The 13,983-nt window shown below is 66.4% G+C and carries 14 protein-coding genes; 3 read left to right on the top strand and 11 right to left on the bottom strand.

All coding sequences use genetic code 11. From position 1 onward, the window contains the following. Nucleotides 1-38: 38 nt before the first annotated feature. The 10 genes from panD to dksA all read right to left on the bottom strand — a co-directional run bounded on the left by panD (nt 39) and on the right by dksA (nt 11,050). Nucleotides 39-419 carry an aspartate 1-decarboxylase gene (panD, locus tag PA6_RS08060; RefSeq protein ID WP_021700408.1) on the bottom strand — a complete coding sequence of 127 codons (381 nt, stop codon included), beginning with the start codon at nt 417-419 and terminating at the stop codon, nt 39-41. A gap of 175 nt (nt 420-594) precedes the next feature. Then, a complete protein-coding gene (panC, locus tag PA6_RS08055; protein WP_021700407.1) occupies nt 595-1,443 on the bottom strand; it encodes a pantoate--beta-alanine ligase in 849 nt (282 codons plus the stop codon). Next, complete coding sequence (gene panB, locus PA6_RS08050) at nt 1,440-2,240, bottom strand: 3-methyl-2-oxobutanoate hydroxymethyltransferase (protein ID WP_021700406.1); 801 nt, start codon at nt 2,238-2,240, stop codon at nt 1,440-1,442. The genes panC and panB overlap by 4 nt, the downstream gene beginning before the upstream one ends. Before the next feature lie 151 nt (nt 2,241-2,391). Then, the gene (gene folK / locus PA6_RS08045; protein WP_021700405.1) at nt 2,392-2,883 is read right to left on the bottom strand and encodes a 2-amino-4-hydroxy-6-hydroxymethyldihydropteridine diphosphokinase; all 492 of its coding nucleotides are present in this window, start codon (nt 2,881-2,883) and stop codon (nt 2,392-2,394) included. After that, on the bottom strand, nt 2,884-4,296 hold the full coding sequence (locus tag PA6_RS08040; RefSeq protein ID WP_021700404.1) for a polynucleotide adenylyltransferase PcnB: 1,413 nt from the start codon (nt 4,294-4,296) through the stop codon (nt 2,884-2,886). It abuts the gene before it with no gap. 671 nt (nt 4,297-4,967) lie between these two features. Next, entirely contained in the window at nt 4,968-6,386 is a 1,419-nt protein-coding gene (locus tag PA6_RS08035; protein ID WP_021700403.1) for a sigma-54-dependent transcriptional regulator, read from the bottom strand. 66 nt (nt 6,387-6,452) lie between these two features. After that, on the bottom strand, nt 6,453-9,407 hold the full coding sequence (locus PA6_RS08030; protein ID WP_021700402.1) for a sensor histidine kinase: 2,955 nt from the start codon (nt 9,405-9,407) through the stop codon (nt 6,453-6,455). Then, nucleotides 9,391-9,567, bottom strand: a complete 177-nt coding sequence (locus PA6_RS23365) for a hypothetical protein (RefSeq protein ID WP_021700401.1) — start codon at nt 9,565-9,567, stop codon at nt 9,391-9,393. Before PA6_RS23365 ends, PA6_RS08030 begins: the two co-directional genes overlap by 17 nt. Nucleotides 9,568-9,625: 58 nt before the next feature. Beyond that, on the bottom strand, nt 9,626-10,513 hold the full coding sequence (gluQRS, locus tag PA6_RS08020) for a tRNA glutamyl-Q(34) synthetase GluQRS (RefSeq protein ID WP_021700400.1): 888 nt from the start codon (nt 10,511-10,513) through the stop codon (nt 9,626-9,628). 93 nt (nt 10,514-10,606) lie between these two features. Further along, the gene (dksA, locus tag PA6_RS08015; RefSeq protein ID WP_021700399.1) at nt 10,607-11,050 is read right to left on the bottom strand and encodes an RNA polymerase-binding protein DksA; all 444 of its coding nucleotides are present in this window, start codon (nt 11,048-11,050) and stop codon (nt 10,607-10,609) included. A gap of 195 nt (nt 11,051-11,245) precedes the next feature. Here dksA and PA6_RS08010 point away from each other — a divergent pair, with 195 nt between their 5' ends. Genes PA6_RS08010 through PA6_RS08000 form a run of 3 tightly spaced genes read left to right on the top strand, consistent with a single transcriptional unit; the run spans nt 11,246 to nt 13,639 of the window. Then, nucleotides 11,246-12,427, top strand: a complete 1,182-nt coding sequence (locus tag PA6_RS08010; protein WP_021700398.1) for a pyridoxal phosphate-dependent aminotransferase — start codon at nt 11,246-11,248, stop codon at nt 12,425-12,427. After that, entirely contained in the window at nt 12,417-13,121 is a 705-nt protein-coding gene (gene sfsA, locus PA6_RS08005) for a DNA/RNA nuclease SfsA (RefSeq protein ID WP_021700397.1), read from the top strand. Before PA6_RS08010 ends, sfsA begins: the two co-directional genes overlap by 11 nt. After that, nucleotides 13,121-13,639 carry a GNAT family N-acetyltransferase gene (locus tag PA6_RS08000; RefSeq protein WP_021700396.1) on the top strand — a complete coding sequence of 173 codons (519 nt, stop codon included), beginning with the start codon at nt 13,121-13,123 and terminating at the stop codon, nt 13,637-13,639. Before sfsA ends, PA6_RS08000 begins: the two co-directional genes overlap by 1 nt. On the opposite strand, the gene PA6_RS07995 is transcribed toward PA6_RS08000, so the two are convergent. After that, the gene (locus PA6_RS07995; protein WP_021700395.1) at nt 13,636-13,953 is read right to left on the bottom strand and encodes a Rieske (2Fe-2S) protein; all 318 of its coding nucleotides are present in this window, start codon (nt 13,951-13,953) and stop codon (nt 13,636-13,638) included. The genes PA6_RS08000 and PA6_RS07995 overlap by 4 nt on opposite strands. Nucleotides 13,954-13,983 lie beyond the last annotated feature (30 nt).

The raw sequence follows: 13,983 nt of genomic DNA, 5'->3' as shown, positions 1-13,983 counted from the left end.
GAGATTCCGGGCTTGGAGTGTAGCGGGGCGCGTCCCGCTCAGGCGACTTGTACGGGGATCGCGTTGCTGGTGTGGCTCAGCTCGCCGTCGGCACCCATGTAGAGCACGCGTGGCTGGAAGTTGGCCAGCTCGGCTTCGCTGTAGTGGGCGTAGGCGCAGATGATCACGCGGTGGCCGACGCCGGCCTTGTGCGCAGCGGCACCATTGACCGAGATGATCTTCGAACCTTCTTCGCCGCGGATGGCATAGGTGGTGAAGCGCTCGCCGTTGTCCACGTTGTAGATCTGGATCTGCTCGTATTCGCGGATGCCGGACAGGTCCAGCCACTCGCCGTCGATGGCGCAGGAGCCTTCATAGTCGAGCACCGCGTGGGTGACGATGGCGCGGTGCAGCTTGGCCTTGAGCATGATGGCGTGCATGACTATTTCCCTCTCGGAATGCGGCGGCGGCAGAGTGTGCCCGAACCCCCGAGGGGGTTCAAGACCACACGATGTGCGGGGTATGGCCTTTTGCCAGGCCTCGCTGGCCTGTTTGGCTGATTCAGCTATCCAGCTTGAGGGTTGCCGCGTCTCGCCGGCAAACCCTCGCAGGCGGCTAGAGCTGGAACGCCAGATTGTCGATCAGGCGTGTAGTGCCCATGAAGGCGGCACCCAGTATCACCAGTTGCGTGTCGTTCGCCTCGGCTGGACGCAGGCTGCTGGCCTCGCGGATCTCCAGGTAGTCGGGGCGGAAACCGGCGCTCACCAGGCTGGCCTGACCGGCTTCGATCAGTTGGGCGAAATCGCGGTTGCCGTCGCGGATGGCGCTGGCCAGCTGCTGCAGGGTGCGATACAGCGCCGGCGCGGCGGCACGTTGCTCGGCACTCAGATAACCATTGCGCGAGGACAGGGCCAGGCCGTCTTCGGCACGTACGGTCGGCTCGCCGATGATCTGGATCGGCATGTTCAGGTCGCGCACCAGGGTGCGGATCACCGCCAGCTGCTGGAAGTCCTTCTCGCCGAACACGGCGAGGTCCGGCTGGACCATGTTGAACAGCTTGGTCACCACCGTGGCCACGCCCTCGAAGTGGCCGGGGCGGCTGCCGCCACACAGGCCCTCGGAGACGCCAGGTACGCTGACCCGAGTCTGGCCTTCCTGGCCATGGGGGTACATTTCCTCCACGTCCGGATGGAACAGCAGCTGGCAACCGGCGGCGACCAGTTTCTCCTGGTCGGCGACCAGGGTGCGCGGGTACTTGGCCAGGTCCTCGTTGGGACCGAACTGCAGCGGGTTGACGAAGATGCTGGCGACCACGAAGTCGGCGCGCTGGCCGGCTTTCTCCACCAGGGCGACATGGCCCTCGTGCAGGTTGCCCATGGTCGGCACGAAGGCGATGCGCTTGCCTTCGCCGCGCGCACGCGCCACGGCGGCGCGCAGTTCCAGTACGGTCTTGACGGTATTCATGCGGAGAACCCGTGTTCCTCGGCGGGGAAGCTGATGTCTTTGACGGCGCGCACGTAGGCGGCGAAAGCGGCCTGCACGTTGGGCTGGCCCTGCATGAAGTTCTTCACGAACTTCGGCGTGCGGCCGGTCAGCGACAGGCCGAGCAGGTCGTGCATCACCAGTACCTGACCATCGGTGGCAGAGCCTGCGCCGATGCCGATGACCGGGATCTTCACCGCCTGGGTGATTTCCGCCGCCAGCTCGCTGGGCACGCACTCGAGCAGCAGCATGGCGGCGCCGGCCTGTTCCAGGGCCATGGCGTCGGCGCGCAGCTGGCGTGCGGCGGCATCGCCGCGCCCCTGCACCTTGTAGCCGCCGAACACGTTGACCGCCTGTGGGGTCAGGCCCAGGTGGGCGCATACCGGCACGCCGCGCTCGGCCAGCTGACGAATCGGCTCGGCCAGCCAGGCAGCACCCTCCAGCTTGATCATATGGGCGCCGGCCTGCATCAGTGCGGCGCAGCTGGCGAAGGTCTGCTCCAGGGTGGCGTAGGCCATGAAGGGCAGGTCGGCGAGGATCAGCGCGCCCTGGTTGCCGCGCTTCACGGCTGCGGTGTGATAGGCCATGTCGGCCAGCGATACCGGCAAGGTGCTGTCGTGGCCCTGCAGGACCATGCCCAGGGAGTCGCCCACCAGCAGCACTTCCACCCCGGCCTGGCAGGCTGCCTGGGCGAAGGTGGCGTCGTAGGCGGTGAGCATGGCGATCTTCTCGCCCTTCTGCTTCAGGCCCAGCAGGGTGCTTACGGTTACATCTGGCATGGGGGATTCCTCATCAGCGGGCCGTATCGCGACGCTTGTGACGCCGTCTCTCGGCCTCTTGGGGCGGTGATTTCTGCACCGCCTCGGGGCAACGGGACGCCTATAGTCCCGATGGGGGGGCATGAAGTCAATCGCGGGTGTTACCGCGCTGTTACGGCGTTACCAGGCGCTCCAGCCCCTCGAAGGGGCAGGCGGCCAGCAGCTGCTCCAGGCGGCGGCCATCGGGCAGTTGCAGGTCGGTCGGGGCAATCTCGGCCAGCGGGTAGAGGACGAAAGCGCGCGCGTGCATGTGATAGTGCGGCACGGTCAGGCGCTCCTCGCTCAGCAGCCGATTGCCGAACAGCAGGATGTCCAGGTCGAGGGTGCGCGGCCCCCAGCGTTCGGCCTTGCGCACGCGGCCCTGCTCCTGCTCGATGCGCTGCAGGGCATCGAGCAGTTCGAGTGGTGCCAGCTCGGTATCCAGCGCGGCTACCGCGTTGACGTAGCGAGGCTGATCGGGCGGACCGAGTGGGTCGCTGGCATAAAAGGAGGATGTGGTGACCAGCTGGCTATGCGGCAGCTCGGCGATGGCGGCGAGCGCCGCCTGCAATTGCCGCAGTGGCTCGGCCAGGTTGCTGCCGAGGCCGATGTAGACCCGCTCCACTTATTCGCCGGCCGGGGCATTGCCCCGTGGTCCGCGCTTGCGATTGCGCCCGCCACGGCGGCGCTTGCGTGCCGGTGCGCCGTCGGCGCTTTCTTCCGGCCGGCTGTTGAGTTCGCGGATCATCGCGCGACGCTCGCTGTCGCTGGCGTCCTGGTACTCGGTCCACCAGTCGCCAAGGCCGCCGGTCTGCTCGCCGGCGTCTTCGCGCAGCAGCAGGAAGTCGTAGCCGGCGCGGAAACGCGGGTTCTCCAGCAGCATATCGGCGCGTTTGCCCTGACGGCGCGGCAGGCGCTCCTGCATGTCCCAGATCTCGCGGATCGGGATGGTGAAACGCTTGGGAATGGCGATGCGCTTGCACTGCTCGACGATCAGATCGTGGGCGGCTTCCTGCATCGCCGGAATCGGCGGCATGCCGCGTTCCTGCAGTTGCGCGGCGCGTGCCGGCAGGGCCGGCCAGAGCAGGGCGGCGAAGAGGAAGGCCGGTGTTACCGGCTTGCCCTGGGCGATGCGTTCATCGGTATTGGCCAGGGCCTGGCGAATCAGGTCGCCGGTGTAGTCGGGATCGCGCTCCAGAGCACGGGCGCTGGCCGGGAACAGCGGGGCGAACAGGTCGTACTCGACCAGCAGTTCGAAGGTGCGTTCGGCACGGCCGGCGAGGAACAGCTTGAGTACCTCGTCGAACAGGCGGGCCGAGGGAATGTCGCGCAGCATCGGCGCCAGGCGGCGGATCGGTGCGGCGCTGTGCTTCTCGATCTCGAAGTCGAGCTTGGCGGCGAAGCGCACCGCACGCAGCATGCGCACCGGGTCTTCGAGGTAGCGCTGCTCGGGATCGCCGATCAGGCGGATCAGGCGGTTGCGGATGTCGTGCACGCCATGGGCGTAGTCCAGCACGCGCTCGCCGGTGATGTCGAAGTACAGGGCGTTGATGGTGAAGTCGCGGCGCTGGGCATCGCTCTCCTGCGAACCGTAGACGTTGTCGCGCAGGATGCGGCCGCTCTCGTTGCGTGCCGACTGATGGCTGTCTTCCTCGTCGTCGCCCTGCGGGTGATTGCTGCGGAAGGTGGCCACTTCGATGATCTCGCGGCCGAAGTGCACATGCGCCAGCTTGAAGCGCCGGCCGATCACCCGCGCGTTGCGAAACTCGGCGCGTACCTGCTCGGGCGTGGCGCTGGTGGCAACGTCGAAATCCTTGGGTTGTACGCCGATCAGCAGGTCGCGCACGCAGCCGCCGACCAGATAAGCCTGGTAGCCGGCTTTCTGCAGACGGTCCACCACGCTCACCGCGTTGCGGCTGAACTGGCCGCGCTGCAGCGAATGCTGGCGCGGGCCGAGCACTTCGGGCGTGCTGCGGGGGCGGGCTTGGCGCTTGAGCGAGAGCGGTGAACGGAGGGACTTGAACAGCTTTTTCAGCATGGGAGGCACTGTTTGCAGGAATAAGCGGCCGGAATTGCCGGTAACCGCACGAATGGCGCGGATTCTAGCATCGGGAGGGAGAATGGTGGAGAAGGCAGGCTGGGGAAGGCGAGAGGGGTAAAGCTACTGGGGGAGCCGGAGCTCCCCCCCAAATAGGTGCGTGCTTTGTTTTTGTTATTGTGTCGGGCCTGTTGTTTTTGTTGTAGGCCCGTTTGCGGTAGCCCAATTCGGGTACCAGGAGCAAACGGATTGCTTTGGATGCTGATGCTGCCGTGATCCATCCTGGATCCAATCAGTGCGGGCTCTGCTTTAGTGCAGTTTTTATTGTTCTCGGCCTGATCGTGGGGCGAACCCCAAAGGCAAATCCTCTCCAAAAGAATCAGTTAGCTGCGCCTCCGCGTTGTTGTTTTTGTTGTGCTGGAGCCGTTCTGTATTGTTTTTATTATTGGGTTTTCAAACGTTTTTATTGTTGTTGTGCCAGAGATAAAGCAGAAGCCGTGCCAGTTTTTTGAAATTCTTTATTTTCAACGACTTAGCGTTTTTCGGTGTGAGGCGCGGGCAGAAAAAAGCCGGGTTCCCGTTACCGATGAACCCGGCTTTTGTTACGCGATGTTTGTCTGGGGGTAACAGCGTGGAACTCATCCTGCACACAAGTGTCACCGCCCCTCGTCTCAGGAGCCGGTAGCGGCCCCCGATTTGCGTCGCGGGATGCCCAGGCGCTGGCGACGCTCCCACAGGCACTTGCGGCTGATACCCAGCTTGCGTGCCAGCTCGGTCTCGGTCATGTGGTCCTGGTGTTCGAGCACGAAGTGCTGGAAGTAGTCCTCCAGCGACAGGTCCTCGGTCGGTTCGTGGTTGCCGCTGCTGCCCTGTTGTAGGGACTGCTCGGTGAAGTCGCCGTCTTCCAGGTCGTCTAGCTCGATGTCGATACCCAGCAGCTCGGCGGAGATATCGCTGCCCTCGCAGAGGATCACCGAGCGCTCGATGGCGTTCTCCAGCTCACGCACGTTGCCCGGCCAGGGGTAGTGACGAATGGCCTGCTCGGCATCGTGAGCGAAGCGCATGTTGTCGCGCCCCATGCGCTCGCTCTGGCGGGTGAGGAAGGACTGGGCGATCTCCACCACGTCGGCGCCGCGTTCGCGCAGCGGCGGCAGCTTGAGGGCGATGACGTGCAGGCGGTAGTAGAGGTCTTCACGGAACTGGCCGGTCTTGGCCAGGGTCTTGAGATCACGGTGGGTGGCGGCGATCAGGCGCACATCGACTTTCTGTGACTGCACCGAGCCGACCCGGCGGATCTCGCCTTCCTGCAGCACGCGCAGCAGGCGCGCCTGCGCCTCCAGCGGCAGCTCGCCGATCTCGTCGAGGAACAGGGTGCCGCCGTCCGCCGCTTCGACCAGGCCGGCGCGGCCGGCGCTGGCGCCGGTGAAGGCACCTTTCTCGTGGCCGAACAGTTCGGACTCGATCAGGGTTTCCGGGATCGCCGCGCAGTTGACCGAGATCAGCGGCGCCTTGGCGCGCTTGGACAGGTTGTGCAGTGCGCGGGCGACCAGTTCCTTGCCGGTGCCGGACTCGCCCTGGATCAACACGTTGGAATCGGTGGGCGCGACCTTGCGGATCTTGCCGTAGAGGTCCTGCATGGCGGCGCAGGAGCCGATGATGCCGATCTCGCCTTCGGCGGCGGCGCTGCCCTTGCCGGCGGACTTGCTCGGCGCTTCGCTCGGCGGGTTGCGCTTGGCTTCCTGATGATCGCGCAGGATGCGCGCCACGGCCTGGAGCATTTCGTCGTGGTCGAAGGGCTTGGCGATGTAGTCCACCGCGCCCATCTTCATCGAGTCCACCGCCGAGCGCAGGCTGGCGTAGCTGGTCATGATCAGTACCGGGGTACCCTCGGCGAGCTTGATCAGCTCGGTGCCGGGGGCGCCGGGCAGGCGCAGGTCGCTGACCACCAGGTCGAAGGTCGGAATGCTGTAGCGCTCCTGGGCCTCCTGCACCGAACCGGCCTCGCTGACCTGGTACTGGTTGCGTTCCAGCAGGCGGCGCAGCGCGGAGCGGATGATGGTTTCGTCTTCGACGATGAGGATGTGCGGCATTGATGTTCTCTCGACGGTCTCCGAATCCGCCGGGCTTATGGCCCCTTGGCGGTTCTAGGTCACTACTCAGGTCGCTGTGGACGTCGCTTCGACATAGCGCGGCAGGGTAACGCGGAAACGGGTTCCGCGCTGGCGCTCGGGATCGGCCGGGCTGTCGATGGTGATCTGCCCATAATGCTCTTCCACGATCGAATAGACCAGCGCGAGCCCCAAACCGGTGCCCTTGCCGGGGTCCTTGGTGGTGAAGAAGGGTTCGAACAGGCGGTCCATGATCGCCTGCGGAATGCCCGTGCCTTCGTCCTCGACGATCAGCACCACGCTCTGTTCCTCGACCTCGCTGCGCACGCGGATGGCGCCGCCGGCTGGCGACGCGTCGCGGGCGTTGGACAGCAGGTTGATCAGCACCTGGGCCAGGCGCTGCGGGTCGCCCTTGGCCAGGTGCTCCGGGTCGCACAGGTTGAAGAACTGCACTTCGGTGCTGTTGCGGTTCAGCGACAGCAGGCCGATGGCGTCCTGGGCTACTTCGGCCAGGCTCACCGGGTATTCGGCGCGTTGCTGCTGGCCGGCGTGGGCGAAGTTCATCAGCGACTGGACGATGCGCGAGATGCGTTTGGTCTGGTCGAGGATCTGGCTGCTGATCTCCTCCAGTTCATCGTCGCCTTCGCGCTCCTCGCGCAGGTTCTGCGCCAGGCAGGCGATGCCGGTGACCGGGTTGCCGATTTCGTGGGCTACCCCGGCGGCCAGGCGGCCGATGCTGGCCAGGCGCTCGGAGTGCACCAGCTGGTCCTCCAGCACGCGGGTCTCGGTGACGTCCTCGACCAGCAGCACCAGGCCGCTGTTACCGGGTGCCAGCGGCTCGTCGATGGCCGCCTTGTGCAGGTTGAGCCAGCGCACTTCGCCGTCCAGCTGCAGGTGCCGCTTGTGCAGGTGCTCTTCGTCCTGGGCGATGAAGTCCTGCAGCAGTTCGCGCCAGGGGTGCTCCAGGCTGAGCAGGCGCGAGCCGACCACCTGTTGCGCGCTGATGCCGGTGAGCTCCTCCATGGCGCGGTTCCACATCAGCACTTCCTGGTCCTTGGCCAGGGAGCACACGCCCATCGGCAGCTCCTGCAGGGTCTGGCGGTGGAAGCGGCGCAGGGCGTCCAACTCGGCGGCCAGGCCGGTCAGGCGCGACTGATAGTCCTCCAGGCGGCTCTCGATGAAGTGGATGTCCTCGCTGACATAGGCCTCGCTGCCCGATTTGTACGGCAGGAAGGTCTCGACCATGTCCTGCGCCACGCTGGGGCCCATCAGGCCGGACAGGTTGGCCTCGATGCGGTCACGCAGGCGGCGCAGGGCGTAGGGGCGGCGCTCGTCGAAGGGCAGGTGCAGGTCGCGCAAGGCGCGCTCCACCTCTTTCTGTGCGGTCACCGCACCGAGCGGCTTGGCCAGCTCGGCGGCGAACTCCTGCGGCGAGCCGGCCACCAGCTCGCGGCGCTGCGGGCGGCGCACATTGTCCACGGTGCAGGCCTCGGCGGCGCTTTTCTCTTCATCGCTGGCTTCTGTGAACAGCGAGACCAGGGTGAACACCAGCACGTTGGCGGCCAGCGAGCCGATGGCCGCGAAGTGCCAGCTGTTCTCGTCCAGCACGTAGACGATGTCGAACAGCGGCAGGTGGATGCCCTGCAGGTTGCTGACCAGCGGCACCAGCATGCTCAGGGTCCACACGGCGATGCCGGTGAGCAGGCCGGCGATGAAGCCGCGGCGGTTGGCGGTCGGCCAGTACAGTACCGAGAGCACACCGGGGAGGAACTGCAGGGTGGCGACGAAGGCGACGATGCCGAGGTTGGCCAGGTCCTGCTCGGCGCCGAGCAATAGATAGAAGCCGTAGGCCGCGGCGATGATGGCGATGATCAGGCCGCGGCGCGTCCACTTCAGCCAGCGGTAGATGTTGCCTTCGGCCGGCGGCTGATAGAGCGGCAGCACCAGGTGGTTGAGCGCCATTCCGGACAGCGCCAGGGTGCTGACGATGATCAGTCCGCTGGACGCCGACAGGCCGCCGACATAGGCCAGCAGGGCCAGGCTGCGGTCGCCCAGGGCCAGGCCCAGGCCCAGGGTGAAGTACTCGGGGTTGGTGGTGGCGCCGATCTTCAGGCTGGCCCAGAGAATCAGCGGCACCGACAGGCTCATCAGCAACAGCAGCAGCGGCAGGCCCCAGCTGGCGCTGACGATGGCGCGCGGGTTGAGATTCTCGGTAAAGGTCATGTGGTACATGTGCGGCATGACGATGGCCGAGGCGAAGAACACCAGCAGCAGCGTGCGCCAGGGGCCTTCCTGCAGCGGCGTATGCAGTGCGGCGAGGGCCTGCTGGTTCTGCAGCAGCCACTGCTCCAGCTCGCCGGGACCACCGAACACCTCGTACAGCGCGTACAGGCCGATGCCGCCGAGGGCAATCAGCTTGACCACCGATTCGAAGGCGATGGCGAACACCAGGCCTTCGTGTTTCTCGCGGGTGGCGATATGCCGTGCGCCGAAGAGGATGGTGAACAGGGTGATCAGGGCACAGAAGCCGAGGGCGAAGCGGTCCTGCAGCGGCTCGCGGGTGAGGATGCCGATGGAGTCGGCCACCGCCTGGATCTGCAGGGCCAGCAGCGGCAGCAGGCCGACCAGCATGAACAGGGTGGTGAGCACGCCGGCCCAGGTGCTGCGAAAGCGGAAGGCGAACAGGTCGGCCAGCGACGACAGCTGATAGGTACGGGTGACGCGCAGGATCGGGTAGAGCAGCACCGGCGCCAGGAGGAAGGCGCCGGTCACGCCCAGGTAGCTGGCGAGGAAGCCGAAGCCGTACTGGTAGGCCAGGCCGACCGTGCCGTAGAAGGCCCAGGCACTGGCGTAGACGCCCAGCGACAGGGTGTAGGTCAGCGGGTGGCGGATCACCCAGCGCGGGATCAGGCCCTTCTCGCTGGTCCAGGCCACGCCGAACAGCAGCAGCAGGTAGGCGGCGCTGATCAGGATCAGCTGACTGAGTTCAAAGCTCGTCGGCATCGTGCTGGCTCTGCAGGATCAGGGTAACGACGATGAGGATCAGCCACAGCAGGTAGGGCCTGTACCAGGCGCCGTTGGGGTCGATCCACCAGTCCATGATGGCGGGGGAGAACAGGTAGATGCCCACCACCAGGATCAGTACCAGTCGGTAGATGTACATAGGTCGGGTCCGAAGGGGATGGCCGGATGGTACGGGAGCCCGCCGCGACGGGAAAGCGTCAGCGCAGTTGCGCTTCGGCCAGGGTGCGGCTGCGCGGGATGCGACTGGCATCCCAGTGCGCGATGCCCCAGGCCAGTACCTCGCGCGGCGTGCCGTCGGCCAGTTCGGCCGGCGGTTGCTGGCCGAGTGCGCGCAGGGCGCGGACCAGCAAGGGTGGTGCCTGGTCGGCCGGCAGCGGTGGCGAACGGTAGCTCTTGCCCAGCTTGTGCCCATCCGGCTGGATGACCAGCGGCACATGCAGGTAGCGTGGCTGCGGCAGGCCGAGCAGCTCCTGCAGATAGAGCTGGCGTGGCGTGGAGTCGAGCAGGTCGGCGCCACGCACCACATCGGTGACGCCCTGCCAGGCATCGTCCAGCACCACGGCCAGCTGGTAGGCGAACAGACCGTCGCGGCGGCGGATGACGAAGTCGCCGACTTCGCGGCCTAGGTGTTGGCGGAACTCGCCCTGCACGCGATCGGTGAAGCGGTACTCCAGTTCCGGCACGCGCAGGCGGATGGCGGCATCGTGATCTGGATGGCCGGCGTTGCGGCAGGTGCCGGGGTAGATGCCGCCCGTGCCTTCCAGCTGCTTGCGCGAGCAGGTGCAGGCGTAGGCCAGGCCCTGGGCGAACAGGCGCTGGATCAGCGCGGCGTACTCGGCATGGCGCTCGCTCTGGCGCACCAGTGCGCCGTCCCACTCGAAACCGTAGGTCTCCAGGCTGCGCAGGATGGCATCCTGCGCACCGGGCATCTCGCGCGGCGGGTCGAGGTCTTCCATGCGCAGCAGCCAAAGGCCGCCGACACTGCGGGCATCCAGGTAGGAGGCGAGGGCGGCCACCAGCGAGCCGAAGTGCAGGTAGCCACTGGGGGTGGGGGCGAAACGCCCGATATAGGGGGTGTCGTTCATGCTCGCGAGGCTATCGATTGATGCGGCGCGATGCCAGCCCGCCTATCGGCGGCCGGAAATGAAACGGGGCGCCGTGGCGCCCCGTGTGCAGATTCAGGAACCGATCTGCTTTTCCTTGATTTCCGCGAGTGTCTTGCAGTCGATGCACAGGGTCGCGGTGGGGCGGGCTTCGAGGCGGCGGATGCCGATTTCCACGCCGCAGGAGTCGCACCAGCCGTAATCGTTGTCTTCGATCAGCTGCAGGGTCTCGTCGATCTTCTTGATCAGCTTGCGCTCGCGGTCACGGGCGCGCAGTTCCAGGCTGAACTCTTCTTCCTGGCTGGCACGGTCGGCCGGGTCCGGGAAGTTGGCGGCTTCGTCCTGCATGTGGTGCACGGTGCGATCCACTTCTTGCATCAGCTCCAGCTTCCACTTGTTGAGGATGCTGGTGAAGTGAGCGCGCATCGGATCGCTCATGTACTCCTCGCCCTTCTTCTCTTTATAGGGTTCGAAGCCACGAATCAGCTGGTTGCCGTTCTGTTTTGCTTTGGTGGGCATGGGACCGCCTCTCACTCTCTCTGATCCATTGCGCAGGATCTTTTCCTTTGCCGGCAAGTGGCGCCGGGCCTGCGGCTGCAAGCGGGCGAACTTACCAGATCGATTCCGGCGATGCTACTCCCGGTTGTCTCGCCTGTTACGGGGTTACGGGACAGTTGGTTAGAATCCCCTCTTTTACTCAATAAAGGAAGGCCAATGGCCCAGTCCTTCAGTGCGCGCAGCCGCGCCATCGAACCCTTCCACGTCATGGCCCTGCTGGCTCGCGCCAACGAGCTGCAGGCCGCCGGTCATGATGTGATCCATTTGGAGATCGGCGAGCCGGACTTCAGCACCGCCGCGCCGATCGTCGCCGCTGGGCAGGCCGCGCTGGCCGCCGGGCATACCCGCTACACCGCGGCGCGTGGCATTCCGCAGCTGCGCGAGGCGCTGGCCGGCTTCTATGCCCAGCGCTACGGCGTGTCGCTCAACCCCGAGCGCATCCTGATCACCCCCGGCGGCTCCGGTGCCCTGTTGCTGGCCGCCAGCCTGCTGGTCGACCCCGGCAAGCACTGGCTGCTGGCCGATCCCGGCTACCCGTGCAACCGCCACTTCCTGCGTCTGGTCGAGGGCGCCGCGCAGCTGGTGCCGGTCGGCCCGGAGAGCCGCTACCAGCTGACCCCGCAGCTGGTCGAGCGGCACTGGGATGGCGACAGTGTCGGCGCCCTGGTCGCCTCGCCGGCCAACCCGACCGGCACCCTGCTGCACAAGGACGAGCTGGCGGCGCTGGCGGGCAGCCTGAAACAGCGCGGTGGCCATCTGGTGGTGGACGAGATCTACCACGGCCTGACCTATGGCTGCGACGCGGCCAGCGTGCTGGAGGTAGACGACGACGCCTTCGTGCTCAACAGCTTCTCCAAGTACTTCGGCATGACCGGCTGGCGCCTGGGCTGGCTGGTGGCGCCGGAGAACGCGGTGCCGGAGCTGGAAAAGCTGGCGCAGAACCTCTACATCAGTGCGCCGAGCATGGCCCAGTACGCTGCGCTGGCCTGCTTCACGCCTGAGAGCCTGGCGATCTTCGAGGCGCGTCGCCACGAGTTCCAGCGCCGCCGCGACTACCTGTTGCCGGCCCTGCGCGAGCTGGGCTTCCGCATCGCCGTGGAGCCGGAAGGCGCCTTCTATTTATATGCCGACATCTCCGCCTTCGGCGGCGACGCCTTCGCCTTCTGCCGGCACTTCATCGAGACCGAGCACGTGGCCTTCACCCCGGGTCTGGATTTCGGCCGCCACCTGGCCGGGCACCATGTGCGCTTCGCCTACACGCAGAGCGTCGAGCGCCTGCAGCAGGCGGTCGAGCGCATTGCCCGCGGCCTCAAGACCTGGAGTCCCGATGCGCTTTGAGCCGGCGCTGGAGGAAGGACGGCTGGTAAGGCGCTACAAGCGCTTCTTCGCCGATATCGAGACGGCGAGCGGGCCGCTGACCATCCACTGTCCCAACACCGGCTCCATGCTCAACTGCCTGCATCCGGGCGGGCGGGTCTGGTTCAGCCGCAACGACGAGCCGAAACGCAAGCTGCGCGGCACCTGGGAGCTGGGCGAGACGCCGCACGGGCGCCTGGCCTGCTTCAACACCGGGCGCGCCAATGCGCTGGTGGAGGAGGCGCTGCATGCCGGGGTGATCGCCGAGCTGGCCGGCTTCTCCGAGCTGCGCCGCGAGGTGCGCTATGGCGCGGAGAACAGCCGGGCCGACTTCCTCCTGGAGTTCGCCAATGGGCCGGCCTATGTCGAGGTCAAGAGCGTGACCCTGGGTTATGCCGACTCGGCCGTGGCGGCCTTCCCCGATGCGGTGACCGAGCGTGGCAGCAAGCACCTGCGCGAACTGGCGGCACTGGCGCGGCAGGGCGTGCGCGCGGTGCTGCTGTACTGCGTGAACCTGTCCGGCATCGAGGCAGTGCGGGTGGCACGGGAGATCGACCCGACCTATGCAGCTGCCTGGCAGGACGCGCGGGCGGCGGGGGTGGAGATGCTGGCTTACGGCGTGCAACTCGCTCCCGACGAACTGCGCCTGGCCCGGCGCCTGGCAGTGGCGGACTGATGCGGATTCTGCCGTTGGACGCCAGGCAGGCGCAGGCATTCGACGTGGCCGAGAACGAGTTCGAGGTGCGCGAGGTGTACGACCTGGGCTTCGAGCAGGGCGACTGGTTGCTCCGCGTGCGAGCGGTCGAGCCTTATCTCAAGCGCTATATCGGCGACCTGGAGGACATGGACGGGGCCCAGTATTTTGCCGCGCGCGAGGGTGATGAGCTGGTCGGCATGCTGGCGCTGAGCGATTCCTGGAACGACCTGGCCTCGCTCGATCAGCTACTGGTCGCGCGGGCCTGGCGTGGGCGGGGGGTGGCCACCGCGCTGATCGACTTCGCGAAAGCCTGGGCGCGGCAGAGCGGTTTGGCCGGTGTGCGCCTGGAGACGCAGAGCACCAATGTGCCGGCCTGTCGCCTGTACCAGCGGCATGGCTTCGTCCTCGGTGGTGCCGACCGCCTGGTCTATCGTGCCGACCCGGCGCTGGCCCATGAGGTGGCGCTGTACTGGTACTGGTTCGACACGCGCGATTAGGGCGTCAGCCACAGCCCCGCGGCATCCTCGTGGCAGGCGATCTTCTCCAGCGCCTGTCCGGCGCAGGGGCCGGTCACGCACTCGCCGCTTTCGATCAGGAACAGCGCGCCGTGATGGGCGCATTGCAGCAGGCTGCCGCTGGCGTCGAGGAAGTCGTCGGCGCGCCATTCCAATGTCAGGCCGCGATGCGGGCAGCGGTTCAGGTAGGCGTAGGCGCGGCCGTCGCGGCGTACCGCCAGCACCTTGCGCCCTGCAACGAAAAAGCCCCGGCTCTGGCCTTCGACCAGCTCATCCGGGGCGCATAGATGAATCATGAGCATCTCCACGCCGGAGCGGGGATTATC

The sequence above is a fragment of the Aquipseudomonas alcaligenes NBRC 14159 genome, assembly GCF_000467105.1.
In the GTDB taxonomy this organism is placed as follows: Bacteria; Pseudomonadota; Gammaproteobacteria; order Pseudomonadales; family Pseudomonadaceae; genus Aquipseudomonas; species Aquipseudomonas alcaligenes.
The sequence above is the reverse complement of the archived record's forward strand: the minus strand, read 5'-3'. Positions and strand labels throughout refer to the sequence as shown.